At 61.0% G+C, this 18,745-nt stretch carries 15 protein-coding genes, 2 pseudogenes and 1 riboswitch; of the genes and pseudogenes, 15 read left to right on the top strand and 2 right to left on the bottom strand.

The annotated features are described in order from the left end of the window. Nucleotides 1-124: 124 nt before the first annotated feature. Nucleotides 125-511: an MAPEG family protein gene (locus FBY03_RS09430; protein ID WP_147171934.1), complete on the bottom strand. Its 387-nt coding sequence runs from the start codon at nucleotides 509-511 to the stop codon at nucleotides 125-127. A 110-nt stretch (nucleotides 512-621) separates the two neighbouring features. Continuing rightward, a pseudogene (locus tag FBY03_RS09425) lies at nucleotides 622-769 on the bottom strand (Zn-dependent hydrolase); the annotation flags it as partial. 189 nt (nucleotides 770-958) lie between these two features. Continuing rightward, a riboswitch (S-adenosyl-L-homocysteine riboswitch) is annotated at nucleotides 959-1,055 on the top strand. 23 nt (nucleotides 1,056-1,078) lie between these two features. On the opposite strand from FBY03_RS09425, the gene ahcY reads away from it, so the two are divergent. The 15 genes and pseudogenes from ahcY to FBY03_RS09355 all read left to right on the top strand — a co-directional run bounded on the left by ahcY (nucleotide 1,079) and on the right by FBY03_RS09355 (nucleotide 18,727). Then, nucleotides 1,079-2,485 (top strand): adenosylhomocysteinase, encoded by a 1,407-nt coding sequence (gene ahcY / locus FBY03_RS09420; protein ID WP_147171933.1) that lies wholly within the window; start codon nucleotides 1,079-1,081, stop codon nucleotides 2,483-2,485. A 91-nt stretch (nucleotides 2,486-2,576) separates the two neighbouring features. After that, entirely contained in the window at nucleotides 2,577-3,422 is an 846-nt protein-coding gene (gene metF / locus FBY03_RS09415) for a methylenetetrahydrofolate reductase [NAD(P)H] (protein WP_147171932.1), read from the top strand. Nucleotides 3,423-3,671: 249 nt separating this feature from the next. Next, entirely contained in the window at nucleotides 3,672-5,045 is a 1,374-nt protein-coding gene (gene ppnN / locus FBY03_RS09410; RefSeq protein ID WP_147171931.1) for a nucleotide 5'-monophosphate nucleosidase PpnN, read from the top strand. A gap of 408 nt (nucleotides 5,046-5,453) precedes the next feature. Beyond that, nucleotides 5,454-6,629 (top strand): methyl-accepting chemotaxis protein, encoded by a 1,176-nt coding sequence (locus FBY03_RS23425; protein WP_147171930.1) that lies wholly within the window; start codon nucleotides 5,454-5,456, stop codon nucleotides 6,627-6,629. 18 nt (nucleotides 6,630-6,647) lie between these two features. Next, nucleotides 6,648-6,938: an STAS domain-containing protein gene (locus FBY03_RS09400; protein WP_147171929.1), complete on the top strand. Its 291-nt coding sequence runs from the start codon at nucleotides 6,648-6,650 to the stop codon at nucleotides 6,936-6,938. Between the two features lie 8 nt (nucleotides 6,939-6,946). Next, complete coding sequence (locus FBY03_RS09395; protein ID WP_147171928.1) at nucleotides 6,947-8,713, top strand: fused response regulator/phosphatase; 1,767 nt, start codon at nucleotides 6,947-6,949, stop codon at nucleotides 8,711-8,713. 22 nt (nucleotides 8,714-8,735) lie between these two features. After that, nucleotides 8,736-9,101 (top strand): response regulator, encoded by a 366-nt coding sequence (locus tag FBY03_RS09390; protein ID WP_147171927.1) that lies wholly within the window; start codon nucleotides 8,736-8,738, stop codon nucleotides 9,099-9,101. 33 nt (nucleotides 9,102-9,134) lie between these two features. Beyond that, on the top strand, nucleotides 9,135-10,985 hold the full coding sequence (locus FBY03_RS09385) for a chemotaxis protein CheA (protein WP_371920763.1): 1,851 nt from the start codon (nucleotides 9,135-9,137) through the stop codon (nucleotides 10,983-10,985). Further along, entirely contained in the window at nucleotides 10,978-11,466 is a 489-nt protein-coding gene (locus FBY03_RS09380; protein WP_147171925.1) for a chemotaxis protein CheW, read from the top strand. The genes FBY03_RS09385 and FBY03_RS09380 overlap by 8 nt, the downstream gene beginning before the upstream one ends. A 33-nt stretch (nucleotides 11,467-11,499) precedes the next feature. Further along, nucleotides 11,500-12,036 (top strand): annotated as a pseudogene (locus FBY03_RS23230) (MCP four helix bundle domain-containing protein); the annotation flags it as partial. Between the two features lie 216 nt (nucleotides 12,037-12,252). Continuing rightward, nucleotides 12,253-13,848, top strand: a complete 1,596-nt coding sequence (locus FBY03_RS09375; protein ID WP_256677900.1) for a methyl-accepting chemotaxis protein — start codon at nucleotides 12,253-12,255, stop codon at nucleotides 13,846-13,848. A 53-nt stretch (nucleotides 13,849-13,901) separates the two neighbouring features. Beyond that, complete coding sequence (locus tag FBY03_RS09370; RefSeq protein WP_147171923.1) at nucleotides 13,902-14,738, top strand: CheR family methyltransferase; 837 nt, start codon at nucleotides 13,902-13,904, stop codon at nucleotides 14,736-14,738. A 3-nt stretch (nucleotides 14,739-14,741) separates the two neighbouring features. After that, nucleotides 14,742-15,350 (top strand): chemoreceptor glutamine deamidase CheD, encoded by a 609-nt coding sequence (gene cheD / locus FBY03_RS09365; RefSeq protein WP_147171922.1) that lies wholly within the window; start codon nucleotides 14,742-14,744, stop codon nucleotides 15,348-15,350. Between the two features lie 9 nt (nucleotides 15,351-15,359). After that, on the top strand, nucleotides 15,360-16,415 hold the full coding sequence (locus FBY03_RS09360; protein ID WP_147171921.1) for a chemotaxis response regulator protein-glutamate methylesterase: 1,056 nt from the start codon (nucleotides 15,360-15,362) through the stop codon (nucleotides 16,413-16,415). A gap of 488 nt (nucleotides 16,416-16,903) precedes the next feature. After that, complete coding sequence (locus FBY03_RS09355) at nucleotides 16,904-18,727, top strand: DEAD/DEAH box helicase (protein ID WP_147171920.1); 1,824 nt, start codon at nucleotides 16,904-16,906, stop codon at nucleotides 18,725-18,727. The last annotated feature ends 18 nt before the right edge of the window (nucleotides 18,728-18,745 follow it).

Below are 18,745 nucleotides of genomic sequence, written 5' to 3'. Positions count from 1 at the left end.
CCGCCAGTATCGTCACTCACAACGCACCGGCCAAGCGCGGCAGGTTGCCGCAGCCCGCAGCTAGTGCTTGGCCGCGGCCGCACAGGCCGCTAGCAACAGCCCGTGACAGGCTCTCAACCGTCGGTCAGGCCGACACCACGAACAGACTGATGATCAACCCCATGCCGGCGAACCAGACCAACGAGCGCAACGGCGCCCAGTCGGCCAGGTAGCAGATGAAATACAGCACCCGGCTGACGATGAAGGCCACCGCCAACAGGTCGATCAAGCCTTGCTCCGCAACGCCGGCCAGCTGCGCAATGATCACCGCCGCCGTGAACGCCGGGGTGACCTCGAAGCCATTGAGCTGCGCATTGTTGGCGCGCCGCGCCAGGCCACTCAGGGTGACCTGCAAGGCCCGTGGATCGTGATTGTGCTTCGGGGTGAAACCACCGCCCACGGCCTTGGCCGTGACGGTGCTGAGATACGGCAGAAACAGGGCGATCAATACACACCAATAGGCAAGCGTCATGCGGGGTCCACTCCATTGTTTGGAAACACAGCTGTTTGGAAACACAGCCGCGCAGCTTGCCTGCCGGCACCACGGCCGTCCATGACCGCAAACGCCATCAGCCCGTCACTTTAGGCCACTCCGGCGGCCAGCTTGCCGCTGGCGATCGCCGCCGAGGCGCTGAGCATGGCGCGCAGCAGCACCGCGCAACCGGCGGCGAGATCCTTAGGCGCGGCGTGACTGATCGCGCGCGCAGGGCGCGAAGGTCATCCCTGCCGGCTGCGGATGGCGGAACTCCGAGGCCATGCGCGCTTCGCCGACAATCCCGTTGCGCGAGCCAAGTCTCTATCTTGCGATTGCCCATGACGCATCCAGCACAGGCCGACGGAAACCCTTGGGCACTTCGCCCGACGCGGCTATAATCGCCAGGCTTCACGCGACCGGCACCGCTCCGGTCGCTCCCGCCACCTGTCCGAGGGGCGCTGCAGCAGGCCTATACCCAGTAACGGGGCCTGTCAGGCTCGGATGGGGCGTTAACCATACGCATCAACGGCGCCCATTCGCAGACAACGAATGGAGAACTCATTTATGAGCGCTGTACTGACGCCTGGCGGTTTTACCGACTTCAAGGTCGCCGACATTTCCCTGGCCGCCTGGGGCCGCCGCGAAACCATCATCGCCGAATCGGAAATGCCCGCGCTGATGGGCCTGCGCCGCAAGTACGCCGGCGAACAACCGCTCAAGGGCGCGAAGATTCTCGGCTGCATCCACATGACCATCCAAACCGCCGTGCTGATCGAGACCCTGGTCGCCCTGGGTGCCGAAGTGCGTTGGTCGAGCTGCAACATTTTCTCCACTCAGGATCAGGCCGCTGCCGCCATCGCCGCCGCCGGCATCCCGGTATTCGCCTGGAAAGGCGAGACCGAAGAAGAGTACGAGTGGTGCATCGAGCAGACCATCCTCAAGGACGGCCAGCCGTGGGACGCCAACATGATCCTCGACGATGGCGGCGACCTGACCGAGATCCTGCACAAGAAATACCCGGCCATGCTCGACAAGGTCCATGGCGTCACCGAAGAAACCACCACCGGCGTGCACCGCCTGCTCGACATGCTGGCCAAGGGCGAGCTGAAGATCCCGGCGATCAACGTCAACGACTCGGTGACCAAGAGCAAGAACGACAACAAGTACGGCTGCCGTCACAGCCTCAACGATGCGATCAAGCGCGGTACCGACCACCTGCTGTCGGGCAAGCAGGCACTGGTCATCGGCTACGGCGACGTGGGCAAGGGCTCGGCGCAGTCGCTGCGTCAGGAAGGCATGATCGTTAAGGTCACCGAAGTCGATCCGATCTGCGCCATGCAGGCCTGCATGGACGGCTTCGAACTGGTCTCGCCGTTCAAGGACGGCATCAACGACGGCACCGCCGCCAGTATCGACGGCGCCCTGCTGGGCAAGATCGACCTGATCGTCACCACCACCGGTAACGTCAACGTCTGCGACGCCAACATGCTCACTGCCCTGAAGAAGCGCGCGGTGGTGTGCAACATCGGCCACTTCGACAACGAAATCGACACCGCCTTCATGCGCAAGCACTGGGCCTGGGAAGAGGTCAAGCCGCAGGTGCACAAGATCCATCGCACCGGCAAGGACCTCGACCCGCTCAACGACGACTACCTGATCCTGCTGGCCGAAGGTCGCCTGGTGAACCTCGGCAACGCCACCGGCCACCCGAGCCGGATCATGGACGGTTCCTTCGCCAACCAGGTGCTGGCGCAGATCTTCCTGTTCGGCCAGAAGTACGCCGACCTGCCAGCCGCGCAGCAAGCCGAGCGCCTGACCGTGGAAGTGCTGCCGAAGAAACTCGACGAAGAAGTGGCCCTGGAAATGGTCAAGGGTTTCGGCGGCGTGGTCACCCAGCTGACCCAGCAGCAGGCCGAATACATCGGCGTGCCGCAACAAGGCCCGTTCAAGCCGCACGCCTACCGATACTGATGCGTAGGATGGGTTAGCCGCGCAGCGGCGTAACCCATCGAGAACCATGGTGGGTTACGCCTTCGGCTAACCCACCCTACGGAATTTTCTTATGTCTCAAGAACGCCGTTACAGCTTCGAGTTCTTCCCCGCCAAGACCGAAGCCGGGCATGAAAAACTGCTGAACACTGCACGCCAGCTTGCCACCTATAAGCCGGATTTTTTCTCCTGCACCTACGGGGCCGGTGGCTCCACCCGCGACCGCACGCTGAATACCGTGCTGCAGCTGGACGGCGAGGTGAAGATACCGACCGCGCCGCACCTGTCCTGCGTGGGCGACAGCAAAGCCGAGCTGCGCGAGCTACTCGGCCTCTATAAAAGCGCCGGTATTCAACGCATCGTCGCCTTGCGCGGTGACCTGCCATCCGGCATGGGCATGGCCAGCGGCGAGCTGCGCTACGCCAACGAACTGGTCAGCTTTATCCGCGAGGAAACCGGCGACCACTTCCACATCGAAATCGCCGCCTACCCGGAGATGCACCCGCAAGCACGCAACTTTGAGGCCGATCTCGCCAACTTCGTGCGCAAGGCCAAGGCCGGCGCCAACAGCGCGATGACCCAGTACTTCTTCAACGCCGACAGCTACTTCTACTTCGTCGAGCGCGTGCGGAAAATGGGCGTGGATATCCCGGTGGTGCCCGGCATCATGCCGATCACCAATTACAGCAAGCTGGCACGTTTCTCCGACGCCTGCGGCGCCGAGATTCCACGCTGGGTGCGCAAGCAGCTGGAGTCCTACGGTGACGACGCCGAGAGCATCCGCGCCTACGGCGAACAGGTGATCAGCGAGATGTGCGAGCGCCTGCTGCAAGGCGGCGCGCCGGGGCTGCATTTCTACACCCTGAACCAGGCCGAGCCCAGCCTGGCGATCTGGAACAACCTCAAGCTACCGCGTTAGCCGCTGCCTGTACTATCCCGCCCGCCACATCTTGAACCGCATTGCAGCGCAAGGCGTGGCGGGCGCTGCACCTGACACCCGCCGCTGCGGTTTTGCGTCCATGCTTACAGGCATTCAGCCCCGGTTTGATGCATCACGAGCAGTATTTTTTATCGGCTGAGCAGGCGGGCGAGCCGTTCCTCTAGTCGGTCAGCCCAGGGCCACCGCCCGCACGCGGCCTCTGCCGTATCACCGCCACGGAGTGCCTAAATGGTCATCAACAACAAAACCAATGCGTCAATTTCCCCCAAAGGCAGCCTGGCAACGCTTTCGCAGCGCGAAGTACAGCAGCTTCGTGAAGCGGGCGAAGGGCGTGTGTACGAGCTGTTCCGACAATGTGCCCTGGCGATATTGAACATCGGTTCAGGCAGCGATAACGCGAAAACCCTGCTGGATGCCCACCCGGACTTTGAAATTCGCATCCATCAACAGGATCGCGGTATTCGTCTTGAGCTGATCAATGCCCCCTCGGCCGCCTTCGTTGACAATGAGATGATCGCCAGCACCCGGGAAATGCTGTTCAGCGCCCTGCGCGATATCGTCTACACACAGAGCAAGCTTGAAAGCGATCGGGTCGATCTCGATAGCTCGGAAGGCATCACCGATTATGTCTTTCACCTGCTACGCAACGCCCGCACGCTGCGCGCCGGCGTAGCACCGAAAATAGTGGTGTGCTGGGGCGGGCACTCAATCAACCACGAAGAATACAAATACACCAAAACCGTGGGTCACGAACTCGGGCTGCGCGGTCTCGATATTTGCACCGGCTGCGGTCCCGGCGTGATGAAGGGGCCGATGAAAGGCGCCACCATTGCACATGCCAAGCAACGCGTGACCGGCGCGCGCTACCTGGGTTTGACCGAACCGGGGATCATCGCCGCAGAAGCGCCGAACCCCATCGTCAATGAACTGGTGATCCTGCCGGATATCGAAAAGCGCCTGGAAGCCTTCGTGCGGGTGGGGCATGGCATCATCATCTTTCCCGGCGGCGCCGGCACCGCCGAAGAGTTCCTGTATCTGCTCGGTATTCTGATGCACCCGGACAACAAGGACCTGCCCTTCCCTGTGATCCTCTCCGGGCCACAAAGCAGCGCGCCCTATATCCAGCAATTGCATGAGTTCATTGGCGCCACCCTGGGTCCGGTCGCGCAGCAGCGCTATCAAATCATTCTCGACGACCCGCATCAGGTCGCGCGGGAGATGGCCCAGGGCATCAAGGACGTCACCCAGTACCGCCGCGCCCACGACGATGCCTATCATTTCAACTGGCTGCTGAAGATCGACGAGAGCCTGCAGCGCCCGTTCGACCCCACGCACGAGAACATTGCCAGCCTCAAGCTAACCCGTAATCAGCCGGTACACGAGCTCGCCGCGCAATTGCGCCGTGCTTTCTCCGGCATCGTCTCCGGCAACGTCAAGGTTCAAGGTATCCGTCTGATCGAACAGCACGGCCCTTATCAGATCACCGGCGACCGGGACATCATGCAGCAGCTGGATCGTCTGCTGCAGGCGTTCGTCGACCAGCACCGCATGAAGTTACCCGGCGGCAGCGCCTATGAGCCCTGCTACAGGGTCGTGGGGTAAATACTGCAGCAGATGAACACTGCTGCATGGTAAGAGCAACTGCACGCGCTATGCTGATTGCTGACAGGGCGGTGCGCTGCTTCACGGCTCGCCCTGTCAACTCAAATAAGGGCGAGAGTGCAGCGGGCTACGGGTCGGCCCGGTTTCGGATGCCACTTACGCCGGCCCAATACGCCGAATCGGCCAATCATCAGCACAAATAGCCATTAGCTACTTCTGAATAAATATTTTATCGCCGCCTAACCCCCTCCGCGCTCAAGGCCCAGTCCAGCATGGCCGTGCCTTTTGAGGCCATACCCGCCCCCGGCAGTGCAATCATCGTTTCACCGTGTATTTGACAAGGCCCCAGCTGACCCTAGATTGATAGCAAGCCTAGATAAATCAGTGCGCTTGCACAGGGAACCTTTGATGCTCGGCGAAACCTCGCAGAAACCCTCCGCGTTTCTACTGACCAGCTTGTTGCTGCTGCCCTGGCTGCTGTGCACGGTGTTGCTGACCGTCGATTTTTCTTCCTGGAGCGCGATCTTGCTCGGTGCCCTGGCGAGCCTGGCCAGCACGACCTATCTGCTACGCCAGGCTGGCAAAGGCCAGCCGGACGAGTCGGCAACCAGCGCAACCAGCGACACCCTGGTAGACACTCAGGTGCTGGAGCCCTTATGCCAGGCGGTCGCCCAGCAAGCCCAGCAAATTACCCTGCACAGCCACCAGGTCGACGGCCTGCTGAACACCGCCATCGACCAGTTGACGGCCAGTTTCACCAACCTCAGTCATCTGATCGGGCGGCAGATCAGCATTGCCGCCTCGCTGACCGACCGCTACAGCGACAGTGACGCATCCGAAGGCGGCATGAGCTTCCAACAGTTCGTCATCACCACCCAACAAACCCTGGGGTTGTTCGTCGACTCCACCATCGAGACCAGTCGCACCTCGATGGAACTGGTCGACAGCATCGATCGCATTACCCACAAGATCGGTGAAATCGTGAAGTCCACCAGCGACATGGACGCCATCGCCAAGCAAACCAATCTGCTGGCGCTTAACGCCGCCATCGAGGCGGCCCGCGCAGGCCAAGCCGGGCGTGGTTTTGCCGTGGTCGCCGACGAGGTGCGTGCGCTCTCGACCCGCTCCAGCGTGTTCTCCGAGGAAATTCGTACCCACATCAATATCGTGCACAAGGAGCTGCAACAAGCCGATACCGCGATCAGCCATCTGGCGGCCAAGGACATGAGCTTCGCCATGACCTCGAAGAAACAGGTTCAGAGCATGCTCGGGGACCTGGAGCTGATGAACGGCAAAACCGTGCATGCCGTGGAAGAGTTGGAGCAGGTTTCCCGCGCGGTGGCCGACGATGTCAATACGGCCATCACCGCCCTGCAATTCCAGGACCTGAGCAGCCAACTGCTGGCTCAAATGCGCAAACACTCGGAACAGCTCGAGCACTTTACCCTCAACCTCGAGGGCACGGCCGAACTGCCACAGGACGCCCAGCAAAATCACTTGCGGGCCCAGCAGCACCTCAGCAACAAGCTGCACAACCCAGTCAGCCAGACGTCCATGCACGCCGGCGAGATTGATCTCTTCTAAGGACAGGAGTCCATTGCCATGAGTGAAGCGAGCACTGCCGTCATTCGACCGGGCAAACGTTTCGATTTCCAGGCCTACCGAGCCTTCCGTGATGCCTATGAGCAGGAATTGGCCAAGTCCTCTGTGCACTGCCTGGTCGTCGACCTGCAAGAAGTGCAGTACATCGACTCGGCAGCCCTGGGCATCCTCCTGCTGCTACGCGACAAAGCACTGGCGCAGAACAAGATGGTGGAACTGTGCAACCTGCACGGGGTGGCGAAGGATGTACTGGAAATTGCCAATTTCCACAAACTGTTCAAGATCAGCTGAGCCTGATCGTGCCGTCCCTGAATATCCTTAGCGTCGATGACGACGCCACGCTTGGCATGCTGCTCAAGGCCTTCATCGGATCGCTGGGTCACCGCTGCACAGTGGTCAGCGATGGCGAACAGGCCGTGCAGCGCTACCAGCAGGAGCCTTTCGACCTGGTGCTGGTGGATCAGCTGATGCCTGGCATGGACGGTATTTCCGCCACCATCGCCATCCGCGAACTGCAAAAGCACACCGGCTGGCGACCGATCATCATGCTGTCCGGCATGGACGAGGCCGATGATCAGGTCGCGTCGCTCAACGCCGGCTGCGACGACTTCATCGCCAAACCGGTCAACTTCAGCATACTCGCCGCCAAAATCACTTCGTTCAGCCGCATCTGCGCCTTGCAGGAGCAGGTCGCCGAACAGAATCGTCAACTGCGCCACTATCACCTTGCCGAAGCCGAGGAACGGCGCATCAGTAGCTTCCTGATGGAGCGCTTGGTCCGCCGCGACCTGCTCGATCAACCTCAGGTGCGCTACCTGCTGCAACCGGCCAGTGAGGTTTCCGGCGACCTGCTGCTGGCCTGCCCCGCGAGCAATGGCGATCTCTATGTGATGCTCGCCGACGCGACCGGCCATGGCCTACCGGCGGCCCTGACCCTGATCCCGCTGTCGCAAACCTTCTATGCCATGGCCGGCAAGGGTTTCAATCTCGACAGCATCGCCCGCGAGCTCAACCTGCGCAACCGCGCTTACTCACCGGCCGATCGCTTCGTCGCCGCGCTGATGGCGGTGTATCGGCCGCGTGAGAACGTCCTCTCGGTGTGGAATGGCGGCGTTCCTTCGGCCCTGCTGCTGGATGAGCGAGGGCAGATCGTCCGCCGCTTCAAATCGCTGAACCTGCCGCTGGGCATAGTCGCCGATGAGGCGTTCGAGAGCGAGTGTGAAACCATTGCCGTACGCCCCAACCAGCGCCTGCTGCTGTACTCCGACGGGCTGATCGAGGCAGAGAACGCCGCAGGTGAGCTATTCGGCCAGACTCGCCTGGAACACTACCTGCAAGAGCAAGAGTCGCTCGCGCCGAACCTGCTGGCAGGCCTGCAACAGGCGCTGCAGGCGCACATGGGCGACCGACGACCGCACGATGACCTGTCATGCCTGCTGCTCGAATGCAACGCTGACAACACCCGCTTCGCCGGCCAGCAGCAAACCAGCGCCGAGATAGCCGAGGACTGGCATCTGCAACTGACCCTCAGTGCCCCGCAGTTGCAGCGTCTGGATCTGGTCCCGATGGTCGGCAATATGTGCACCACCCTTGGGCTCGAGAGCGAGCGGCAAGGTGTGCTGGCGGTGATTCTCAATGAACTGCTGAGCAATGCCCTGGACCACGGCGTGCTCGGCCTCGACTCGTCGATCAAGAACCATCCGGAGGGCTTCGAACTCTACTTCGAGAGCCGCTACGAACGTCTCGCCGCGTTGCTTGAGGGTGAAATCCACATAGACATTCGCCAACAGGGTCACCCACAGAACAACAGCCTGCAGGTGCAGATCACCGACAGCGGCACCGGCTTCGACATCAGCCAGCTATGCTCGCCGCCCGATCAGAGCACCCCCGCCCGCTACCACGGCCGCGGCCTGGAGCTGGTTCGTAACCTCTGCCAGCACCTGGAATTTCACCCGCCAGGCAATAGCGTAAAGGCCGAGCTTCGCTGGGGGGCTGCCCCCAGACGAAATCTGGCAACTCACCCGCAACCGTTATCAACCCCAGCAGGGCAGCAATCCCCTAACTAAGTGTGCGAAGAGGAAGGACCCTATGAATAAATCCATCCTGATAGTCGACGACTCTGCCTCGATCCGGCAAATGCTCGGCTTCACCCTGCGGTCCGCCGGATACGACGTCGATGAGGCCGTGGACGGCAAGGATGGCCTCGGCAAGGCCCAACGCAAAAGCTATCAGTTGGTATTCACCGACCAGAACATGCCGAACATGGATGGCCTCAGCCTGATTAAAAACTTACGCGGCCTGCCCAACTACCGCGGCACGCCGATTCTGATGCTGACCACCGAATCCACCGATGCCATGAAACAGCAAGGCAAGGCTGCCGGGGCTACAGGCTGGCTGGTCAAACCGTTCGACCCGCCGAAGCTGCTCGAGGTCACTAAGAAGGTATTGCCCTGAAACCTGACCACGGTGGCCACGATGAATTTTGGTATGGACCAATTTCTCGGCGTGTTCTTCGAAGAAGCCGAAGAGCACCTGACAAACCTTGAAAACCTGCTGCTCACCCTCGACTTGCAGGATCCCGATGCAGAGGCACTGAACGGGATATTTCGTGCGGCTCACTCGATCAAGGGCTCCAGCGGCATGTTCGGCTTCGAGGAGATGACCGGCGTTACCCATGTATTGGAGACCCTGCTCGACCAGATTCGCAGCGGGCAGATCAAGCTACACGCCGAAATGATCGATGTGTTTCTCGAAGCACGCGACGTACTCGCGCAGCTACTCGACAACTACCGTACTGGGCATCAACCCGTGGACGTGCCAGTCGCAGCCGTCAGCCAGCGCCTGCAGACACTTATCGAACGCTACAGCCCGGACAGCCAACTCGCGCCAGCCGAAGAGGCCTATGGCCTGTTCGGCGATGACGCGGCAGCAGCCTCGGCCCAGCAGAAAGATGCCTACGGACTATTCGGCGATGAAGCTGCGCAACCTCTGCATGTCAGCGGGCAAGACGACGAAGATTCCGCCTACGGCTTCTTCGACGCACCACCCCAGCCGCAAAGCGCAACGCTACCCGAGCCGGTAACTGCGGCTGCCGCCGAACCCATTGCAGCGCCCAAACCCGGCCAGAAGCTACCCACTGCTGGAGGTGAGACAGAGTCCAGCTCCATTCGGGTCAGCGTCGAGCGCATCGACAACCTGATCAACCAGGTCGGTGAGCTGGTGATCACCCAGGCCATGCTCGCCCAACTGACTTCGGTGCTCGATCCTGGGGAACACGAGCGCATATTCCAAGCACTCAATCAACTCGACCACAACACCCGCGAATTGCAGGAAGCGGTGATGTCGATCCGCATGCTGCCAATCAGTTTTATCTTCAACCGCTTCCCTCGCGTGGTGCGCGACACCGCCAACAAACTGGGCAAGCAGGTCGAGCTGGTATTACGCGGCGAACACACCGAACTGGACAAGGGGGTGATCGAGAAGCTCACCGACCCACTCACCCATATCGTCCGTAATAGCATCGATCACGGCATTGAAAGCCCAGCCGAGCGGCTCGCGGCGGGCAAGCCGGAACAAGGCTCGGTGCGGATGTCGGCCTACCATCAGGGAGGACGCATCGTGGTGGAGGTCAGCGATGACGGCAAGGGCCTGTCACGCGAGCGCATTCTGGCCAAGGCCAAGGAAAAAGGCATGGCGGTCAGCGACGACATGCCGGACGGCGAGGTCTGGCAGCTAATCTTCATGCCAGGTTTTTCCACCGCCGACGCGGTCACCGACCTGTCCGGCCGGGGCGTGGGCATGGATGTGGTACGGCGCAACATTACCTCGATCGGCGGACGCATCGACATCAATTCAGCAGTAGGTCTAGGCACCCATATCGTTATTCGCCTGCCGCTGACCCTGGCCATTCTCGACGGCATGATCGTCGAGGTGGACAAGGTGCACTACGTGGTGCCGTTGACCTACATCGTCGAGTCCTTGCAGCTGAAAGCCGAACACCTCTACAGCATGAGCGGAAGCAGTAGTTCGGTCATCAGCGTACGCAACGAATACCTGCCGCTGCTCTCCTTGCACAGCTTGCTCAACCTCACCGCGGACCCACCACCCGCGGTGGGCGGCATCGTGCTGATCCTCGAGGCCGAGGGCAACACCTTTGCCTTGCAGGTGGATGAGCTGATCGGCCAGCAGCAAGTGGTGATCAAGAGTCTGGAGCAGAACTTTCGGCGCATCGACGGTATCACCGGCGCCACCATCATGGGCGATGGCAGCGTAGCGCTAATTCTCGACATCGACGCCCTGCCCCGTCTCGCCGGCCAAGGAGTAGCACAGCATGCATAACAGCAGTGAGAGCATCCGCAGTAGCGAACCCACCCAGGAGTTTCTGACCTTTACCCTGGGCCAGGAGGAATACGCCATCGACATCCTGCGCGTGCAGGAAATTCGCGGCTACGACCAGGTCACGGCCATCGCCAACAGCCCGGTCTTTATCAAGGGGGTGATCAATCTGCGCGGCGCCATCGTGCCGATCATCGATCTGCGCATCAAATTCAATCTGCCCACGGTGACCTATGACCAGTTCACCGTGGTGATCATTCTCAATGTACTGAAACGCATCATCGGAGTCGTGGTGGACTCAGTGTCCGATGTGATTGCCCTGGACGGAGACGCCATCAAGCCACCTCCGGAGTTCGGCAGCACCTTTAACACGGAGTACCTGATGGGCTTGGCATCGGTGGAAGAACGCATGCTGATCCTGGTGGACATCGAGAAGTTGATGTCCAGTGACGAGCTGACCCTGATCGATCACAGCAACGCTTGAAGGAACTCACCAGAGCAACACAAGGAGATCACAATGAATCTGACCAATCTGACCCTGGTCCAGCGGCTGTCGCTCTGCTTCGCCACCTTGGTGGCGTTGCTGATGCTGCTAATTGCATTGAGCGTGAAACAGATCGATAACCTGCGCGGCAACCTCGAAGAGATGGTGGAAAGCAGCCTCCCCAAGATTTTCTGGGCCAATGCCTATATCAACCAGACCAACTCCATTGCCCGCTCCGTGCGGACCATGCTGATTGCACAAGACGATGCGGAGATGGTCAAAACGCAGAAACAGCAAATCACGGAATTCGAGAAAACCGCAGATGAGCTGCAAGCCAAACTCGAGCAGGCCATTACCACGGAACAAGGTCGGAAAATCCTGCTGGAACTTCAGGCTTCCGAAAAAGTCTTCCGTGACGGCGTCGTAGAGTACCAGCGGCTGTTCGAGGCAGGCCTTTACGAGCAAGCGCGAAACTATTTGCTGACGAGCCTGAGAACCGCACAACACGCTAATGCGAAGGACATCAGCGCGCTTATCGACTACGAGAACAAGTTGGTCGACCAGCAGGGCGTGCAAACCAAAGAGGATGCCAGCAGCACCATTCAGCTGCTGCTGGCTATTGGCGCCCTCTCGATCCTGCTGGCCTGCGTCCTCGCCTTCCTGCTGATCCGCAGCGTCAAACGCCAGCTCGGTGCCGACCCCAAGGAACTGGCGAGTATCACCACCAGCATTGCCGAAGGTCGCCTCGACCTCGACCTGCCCCCCGTGGTCATTGAAAACAGCGTGATGGCTGCCGTCAAATCCATGCTGGCTTCACTGCAAAAGTCTGCCGTCGCGGCCCGCGACAATGCCCGGGTCAAGAGCGCGTTGGACAATGTCTCGGCCAACGTGATGATCGCCGACAACGAACGTACCATCATTTACACCAACAAGACCGTGCAAAGCATGTTGCAGACGGCAGAGAGCGATATCCGCAAGGCCCTGCCACAGTTCGACGCGGGTAAGTTGATGGGCTCCAACATTGACCAGTTCCATAAGAACCCGGAACACCAGAAAGGCATGCTCGCCCGCCTCAACGGCACACATACCGCGCAGATCGAGGTGGGTGGACGCATTTTCAGGCTGACCGTAAACCCGGTGTTCGCCGACAACGGCGAGCGACTCGGCTCGGTGGTGGAATGGCTGGATCGCACTCTGGAGGTGGCCGTCGAAGAAGAGGTCGGGCAACTGGTCAAGGCGGCCAGCGAGGGCGATTTCACCCAACGCATCAGCCAAGCCGGCAAGCAGGGATTCTTCCTTAACCTGGCCAATGGCCTGAACCAGCTAGTGGAGACCGCCGACAAAGGACTGAAAGATGTCGTTCGGGTGCTCGGCGCACTCGCCGAAGGCGACCTGACCCAGCGCATAGAAGCCGATTACCAGGGTACCTTCGGCCAGCTCAAGGACTACTCCAACGAGACCACGCAAAGCCTGTCGCGCATGCTCGGTCAAATCAGCGAAGCGACCGACACTATCTATACCGCCGCCAGCGAAATCGCCGCCGGCAACTCCGATCTCTCGTCACGCACCGAAGAGCAGGCCTCCAGCCTGGAGGAAACCGCGTCCAGCATGGAGGAGCTGACGTCCACGGTGAAACTCAATGCCGAGAATGCGCGTCAGGCCAACTCCCTGGCGGTCAATGCCTCGGAGGTCGCCACTACCGGTGGCAATGTAGTGCAACAAGTAGTGCATACCATGTCGTCGATCAACGACTCGGCACGCAAGATCGCAGACATCATCGGCGTCATCGACGGCATCGCCTTCCAGACCAACATCCTCGCCTTGAATGCTGCAGTCGAGGCCGCACGCGCCGGTGATCAGGGCCGCGGCTTCGCCGTGGTGGCGGCCGAGGTACGCACCCTGGCGCAGCGCTCGGCGGCGGCTGCCAAGGAGATCAAAACGCTGATTTCCGACTCGGTGGATAAAGTCGACAACGGCAACACCCTGGTCGCCCAGGCCGGCCAGACCATGACTGAAATCGTGGTCGCCATCAAACGGGTCACCGACATCATGGCCGAGATCGCCGCCGCGTCGGTGGAGCAGAGCAGCGGTATCGAGGAGATCAATATCGCCGTCAGCCAGATGGACGAGATGACTCAGCAGAACGCCGCCCTGGTCGAACAGGCGGCCGCCGCTGCCGAAGCCATGCAAGAGCAGGCTACCACCCTCAACCAATCGGTGGCGGTGTTCCGCTTCGACCAGGCCGCCAAGCCTCATCAGACCAGTATGGCGCCACGCAGACCAAGCGCTTCGGCCAGACCTGAAGTCAAAGCGCCGGTCACCAAGTTGAAGAGCCTGCCACCCACCAAGAAGGTCAAGGAGGACGAGTGGGAAGAGTTCTAGACAATGGCAATCTCGAGGAGGCCCACGCGGGCCTGCAGTAGAGCCCGGTTGCGATGAGTGAACAGGCCACGCTGCGCGAGTTTCACTACACCCCGGCCGATTTCGAGCAGGCGCGCCGCCTGCTCTATCAGCAAACCGGCATCAAGTTGGCCGACAGCAAGGACCAGATGCTCTACAGCCGCCTGGCCCGCCGCTTGCGGGCCCTGCGGCTGACGGAGTTCTCGGCCTATTTCACCTACCTGAATGAACACGAGGAAGAATGGCAGCTATTCATCAATGCCCTGACCACCAACCTCACCGCATTTTTCCGTGAGGCTCATCACTTCGAGGTGCTGGCTGACTATGCGCGTAGCCATGCCCAAGCCGGGCGCAAGCTACGTATCTGGTCGGCAGCCGCCAGCACTGGCGAAGAGCCTTATTCCCTGGCGATCAGCCTGATCGAAGCTTTCAAAAACTTCACCCCGCCGGTTGAACTCGTCGCCTCAGACATCGATACCGGAGTACTCAACACGGCGCGCCAGGGTATCTACGCCGAAACGCGCCTCGACGACCTCAGCGCGGAACGCAAGCGTGCCTTTTTTCTACGCGGCAAGGGAAACCAGTTGGGCAAAGTGCGTGTGCGCGACCAACTGCGCGACCTGATCGAGTTCCGCCAGATCAACCTGCTGGATTCCGACTGGGGAATCGAGCCAGGCCTGGACGCGATCTTCTGCCGCAACGTGATGATCTATTTCGACAAAGTCACCCAGACCCGCCTGCTTGAACGCATGGTGCGCCTGCTACGGGACGACGGTCTGTTCTTCGCCGGACATTCGGAGAGTTTCATCCAAGCTACTCACTTAGTCAGGCTGGTCGGGCGCACCGTCTACCGTCCGACCCAAAGGAAATGATGCATGGAAGAGGAATTCGAGGCGCATCTAGCTCCCAACTGCTACTTCGACCCCACCTTCAACAGCGAGACGGTGAAAATCCTGCCAGGCGAGTACTACGTCACCTCGCGCGACATTCTCATCGTGACGGTTTTAGGCTCCTGCGTATCGGTCTGTCTACGTGACCGTGTCAGTGGTATCGGCGGCATGAACCACTTCATGTTGCCAGGCAATAACAATGAAGCGCTAAGCCCGGTTTCGGCCTCTGCCCGTTATGGGGTGTACGCCATGGAACTGCTGGTCAACCACCTGCTCAAACTCGGCGCTCGGCGCCAGAATTTCGAGGCCAAGGTGTTCGGTGGCGGCGCGGTCTTACGCGGCCTCACCATCAACAATGTCGGTCAACGCAATGCCGATTTCGTGCTGGACTACCTGCATACCGAAGGTATCCAGATCGTTTCCCAGGACTTGCTGGATGTTTACCCGCGCAAGGTTTACTTCTTTCCAGCCAGTGGCCGGGTACTGGTTAAAAAGCTCAAGTCCCTGCACAACTCGACCCTCATCGACCGCGAGCAGGAATACAGCATGAAAATCAAGAAGGCGCGCGTAGCTGGCGCCGTCGAACTGTTCTAGGAGAGCGCAATGCCGATCCAGGTGCTGGTGGTTGACGACTCGGCGCTGATCCGTGCCCTGCTCAAGGAAATCATCGACAACGACCCCGCACTCAGCTGCGTCGGTTGCGCCCCCGATGCCTATGTCGCACGGGACATGGTCAAACAGTTTGCTCCCGATGTGATCACCCTCGACATCGAAATGCCGCGCATGGATGGCCTGAGCTTTCTGGAAAAGCTCATGGCCGCTCGCCCAACACCAGTGGTGATGATCTCTTCGTTGACCGAATCCGGGGCCGAAGCCACCTTTCGCGCCATGGAGTTGGGGGCAGTGGACTTCGTCGCCAAACCCAAACTCGGAATCCGCGAGGGCATGCAGGACTATGCCGAATTGATCTGCCACAAAATCAAAGTAGCTCGCCACGCCTGCATCAAGCGTATCCGTTCCGAGACCGGACAGACGCCCAGCACGCCCTTGCACGCGCCACTGCTGAGTACCGAGAAGGTCATCGCCATCGGCGCGTCCACCGGCGGCACCGAGGCCATCAAACAGGTCTTGTTGCAGATGCCGGCCAACAGCCCCGGGATCGTCATCACCCAGCACATGCCCGCCGGGTTCACCCGTTCCTTCGCCGAGCGCTTGGACCGCATGTGCCACATCCGTGTCAGCGAAGCCCAGGGCGGGGAGCGCATTCTTCCCGGACACGCCTTCATCGCCCCCGGCGGCTACCATATGCTGGTCGAACGCTCTGGCGCCAACTATGTGGTGCGCCTGGATCAAGGCCCTGCCGAACATGGCCACCGCCCCGCCGTCGACCCGATGTTTCGCTCGCTGGCTCGCTGCGCCGGACGCAACGTGATAGCCGCATTGCTGACGGGCATGGGCAAAGATGGCGCCAGCGGCATGCAACAGCTGCGCGCAGCCGGTGCCCACACGCTCGCTCAAGACGAGGCCAGCTGCGTGGTTTACGGCATGCCGCGCGAGGCCGTGGCGCTGGGCGCCGCCGACGAAGTCAAAGCGCTCGACGAAATCGCCGCCAGCTTGTTGCTACAAGCTCGTCAACGCGGTGGCGGCAACCGTGTCTGATTTGCACCGCTACGTGCGAATACCTGCGCTCGTGGGGCTCCCGCGTCTGGCTAGCGCCCACGATGACGTGCTGCAGGCTCCATCAAGCGAACTCAAGTCAAGCAACTCGCGATTACCGATCACTGATACTCCTGAGTGCTCAATCACGACCCACTGTTTCGCCGATAGCATGCAACTCGGGGCTTACCGTCCTTGCGCCATAGACGGCTCAAAAACCGGAAATTCCAGCACAGAAGCAGCCAAAGCCGAATCACTCACCCGCCACAGCACAGCCATAGCCCCCTTGAGCGGCCCATTGCGCCATTTAGCAGGCAAACAGCTACACAACAGCGTCGCTCTGTTATACTCGGGCCTTCCCGCCAGGCTTGCGCCCGGATGCTAGCCCCCAGTGGTCAGCAGTACCGGACGGGATTGCGCCCCCCCAAACGCGCGATTCAAGCAAGGCAATACACCCCATAGGGCCTCGCCCTCACTAGACAGGATTTCACATGTCCTTTGCCTCCCTCGGTCTCTCCGAGGCTTTAGTCCGCGCGGTCGAATCCGTCGGCTACACCCAACCCTCGCCGGTGCAACTGCGGGCCATTCCCGCCGTGTTGCAAGGACGTGACCTGATGGTAGCCGCCCAGACGGGTACAGGTAAGACAGGCGGCTTCGCCCTGCCGATCCTCGAACGACTGTTCCCCAACGGTCACCCGGATCGCGAACACCGCCATGGCCCGAAGCAGCCACGCGTGCTGGTGTTGACCCCCACCCGCGAGCTGGCCGCCCAGGTGCATGAGAGCTTCAAGGTCTATGCCCGCGACTTGAAATTCGTCAGTGCCTGCGTCTTCGGCGGCGTTGGCATGAATCCGCAAGTGCAAGCCCTGGCCAAAGGCGTCGACGTACTGGTCGCCTGCCCAGGCCGCCTGCTCGACATGGCCGGACAAGGCAGCGTCGACCTGAGCCACGTCGAAATCCTGGTACTCGATGAAGCCGACCGCATGCTCGACATGGGCTTTATCCATGACGTCAAGAAGGTCCTCGCGCGCCTGCCGAGCAAGCGCCAGAACCTGCTGTTTTCGGCGACCTTCTCCAAGGACATCACCGACCTCGCCGGCAAGTTGCTGCACAACCCGGAACGCATCGAGGTAACGCCGCCGAACACCACGGTCGAGCGCATCGAACAACGCGTATTCCGCATCCAGGCCAGCCACAAGCGCACCCTGCTCGCCCACCTGATCACCGCCGGTGCCTGGGAACAGGTGCTGGTGTTCACCCGCACCAAACACGGCGCCAACCGCTTGGCCGAGTACCTCGACAAGCACGGCCTGCCTGCGGTGGCGATCCACGGCAACAAGAGCCAGAATGCCCGCACCAAGGCCCTGGCCGAATTCAAGACGAACAAGATGCGCATCCTGGTCGCCACCGACATCGCGGCGCGGGGCCTGGACATCGACCAACTGCCGCACGTCGTCAACTTCGAGTTGCCAAATATCGAGGAAGACTATGTACACCGTATCGGCCGCACCGGCCGTGCCGGACGCAGTGGCGAAGCGATTTCGCTGGTCGCACCCGATGAAGAAAAGCTGCTGCGCGGCATCGAACGGATGACCAAGCAGAAGATCGCCGACGGCGACCTGATGGGTTTCGACGCCAGCACAGTCGAAGCCGAACGCCCGGAAGTGCGCGAGCCGCAAAAGCCGCGCCAACCGCGCGGCGGCAGCCCAAGCGGCGAACGTCACGGTGGCGGCCGCAAGGACAAGGGCAAGGATAGCGGCAAGGCTAAAGCTCAGCCGGGCCGCCAGCAGCAGCCCCGTGCGGCACGCCCCGCGGCGCCAACCGCAGCAGCCGTGCCCACCCTGCCACCGGATCGCGCGCCCGACGAATTCCGCGATGACGAGATCGACAATTTCGGCAACCGTGTCGACTACGTCAGCCCGAACCAGAACAAGCAGCAGAATCGTGGCCGTCGGCCAGGTGCTGCGGCGACCGGCAACGGTGCTGGCCAGCCTCGCAGCCAGGGCAAAGGCCCGCGCAGCAATACAGGTGGCGGTGCGGGTGCAGGCCAAGGCAAACGCCAAGGTTCGGCCGGCCAGGGTCGTAACGGCTCCGGCCGTGCGCGCCCACCGCGCGACAGCAGCACCTCGCTCAACCGCGATGAACTGCCGCGCCAGGAGCCTGCGGTAAAAAGCACCCGCGACAAGCAGCCGGTGATTGTCCACAAAGGCTCACGCAGTGATCGCCTGCCGACCCCGGAACAGCTCGACCAGTTGCAGAGCAGTCGCCCGCGCGGCGAGAAACCCGCCCTGCTGACGCGCAACCGCGACAGCTAAGCTGCAGCACTGAAGACC

Source organism: Pseudomonas sp. SJZ079, from assembly GCF_007993865.1.
Taxonomy (GTDB): Bacteria; Pseudomonadota; Gammaproteobacteria; order Pseudomonadales; family Pseudomonadaceae; genus Aquipseudomonas.
The sequence above is the reverse complement of the archived record's forward strand: the minus strand, read 5'-3'. Positions and strand labels throughout refer to the sequence as shown.

Bases quoted from the DNA above. Each gene is read 5' to 3' on its own strand.
- FBY03_RS09430 (WP_147171934.1), bottom strand. From the start codon at position 511: ATGACGCTTGCCTATTGGTGTGTATTGATCGCCCTGTTTCTGCCGTAT.
- ahcY (WP_147171933.1), top strand. From the start codon at position 1,079: ATGAGCGCTGTACTGACGCCTGGCGGTTTTACCGACTTCAAGGTCGCC.
- metF (WP_147171932.1), top strand. From the start codon at position 2,577: ATGTCTCAAGAACGCCGTTACAGCTTCGAGTTCTTCCCCGCCAAGACC.
- ppnN (WP_147171931.1), top strand. From the start codon at position 3,672: ATGGTCATCAACAACAAAACCAATGCGTCAATTTCCCCCAAAGGCAGC.
- FBY03_RS23425 (WP_147171930.1), top strand. From the start codon at position 5,454: ATGCTCGGCGAAACCTCGCAGAAACCCTCCGCGTTTCTACTGACCAGC.
- FBY03_RS09400 (WP_147171929.1), top strand. From the start codon at position 6,648: ATGAGTGAAGCGAGCACTGCCGTCATTCGACCGGGCAAACGTTTCGAT.
- FBY03_RS09390 (WP_147171927.1), top strand. From the start codon at position 8,736: ATGAATAAATCCATCCTGATAGTCGACGACTCTGCCTCGATCCGGCAA.
- FBY03_RS09385 (WP_371920763.1), top strand. From the start codon at position 9,135: ATGGACCAATTTCTCGGCGTGTTCTTCGAAGAAGCCGAAGAGCACCTG.
- FBY03_RS09380 (WP_147171925.1), top strand. From the start codon at position 10,978: ATGCATAACAGCAGTGAGAGCATCCGCAGTAGCGAACCCACCCAGGAG.
- FBY03_RS09375 (WP_256677900.1), top strand. From the start codon at position 12,253: ATGGCTGCCGTCAAATCCATGCTGGCTTCACTGCAAAAGTCTGCCGTC.
- FBY03_RS09370 (WP_147171923.1), top strand. From the start codon at position 13,902: ATGAGTGAACAGGCCACGCTGCGCGAGTTTCACTACACCCCGGCCGAT.
- cheD (WP_147171922.1), top strand. From the start codon at position 14,742: ATGGAAGAGGAATTCGAGGCGCATCTAGCTCCCAACTGCTACTTCGAC.
- FBY03_RS09360 (WP_147171921.1), top strand. From the start codon at position 15,360: ATGCCGATCCAGGTGCTGGTGGTTGACGACTCGGCGCTGATCCGTGCC.
- FBY03_RS09355 (WP_147171920.1), top strand. From the start codon at position 16,904: ATGTCCTTTGCCTCCCTCGGTCTCTCCGAGGCTTTAGTCCGCGCGGTC.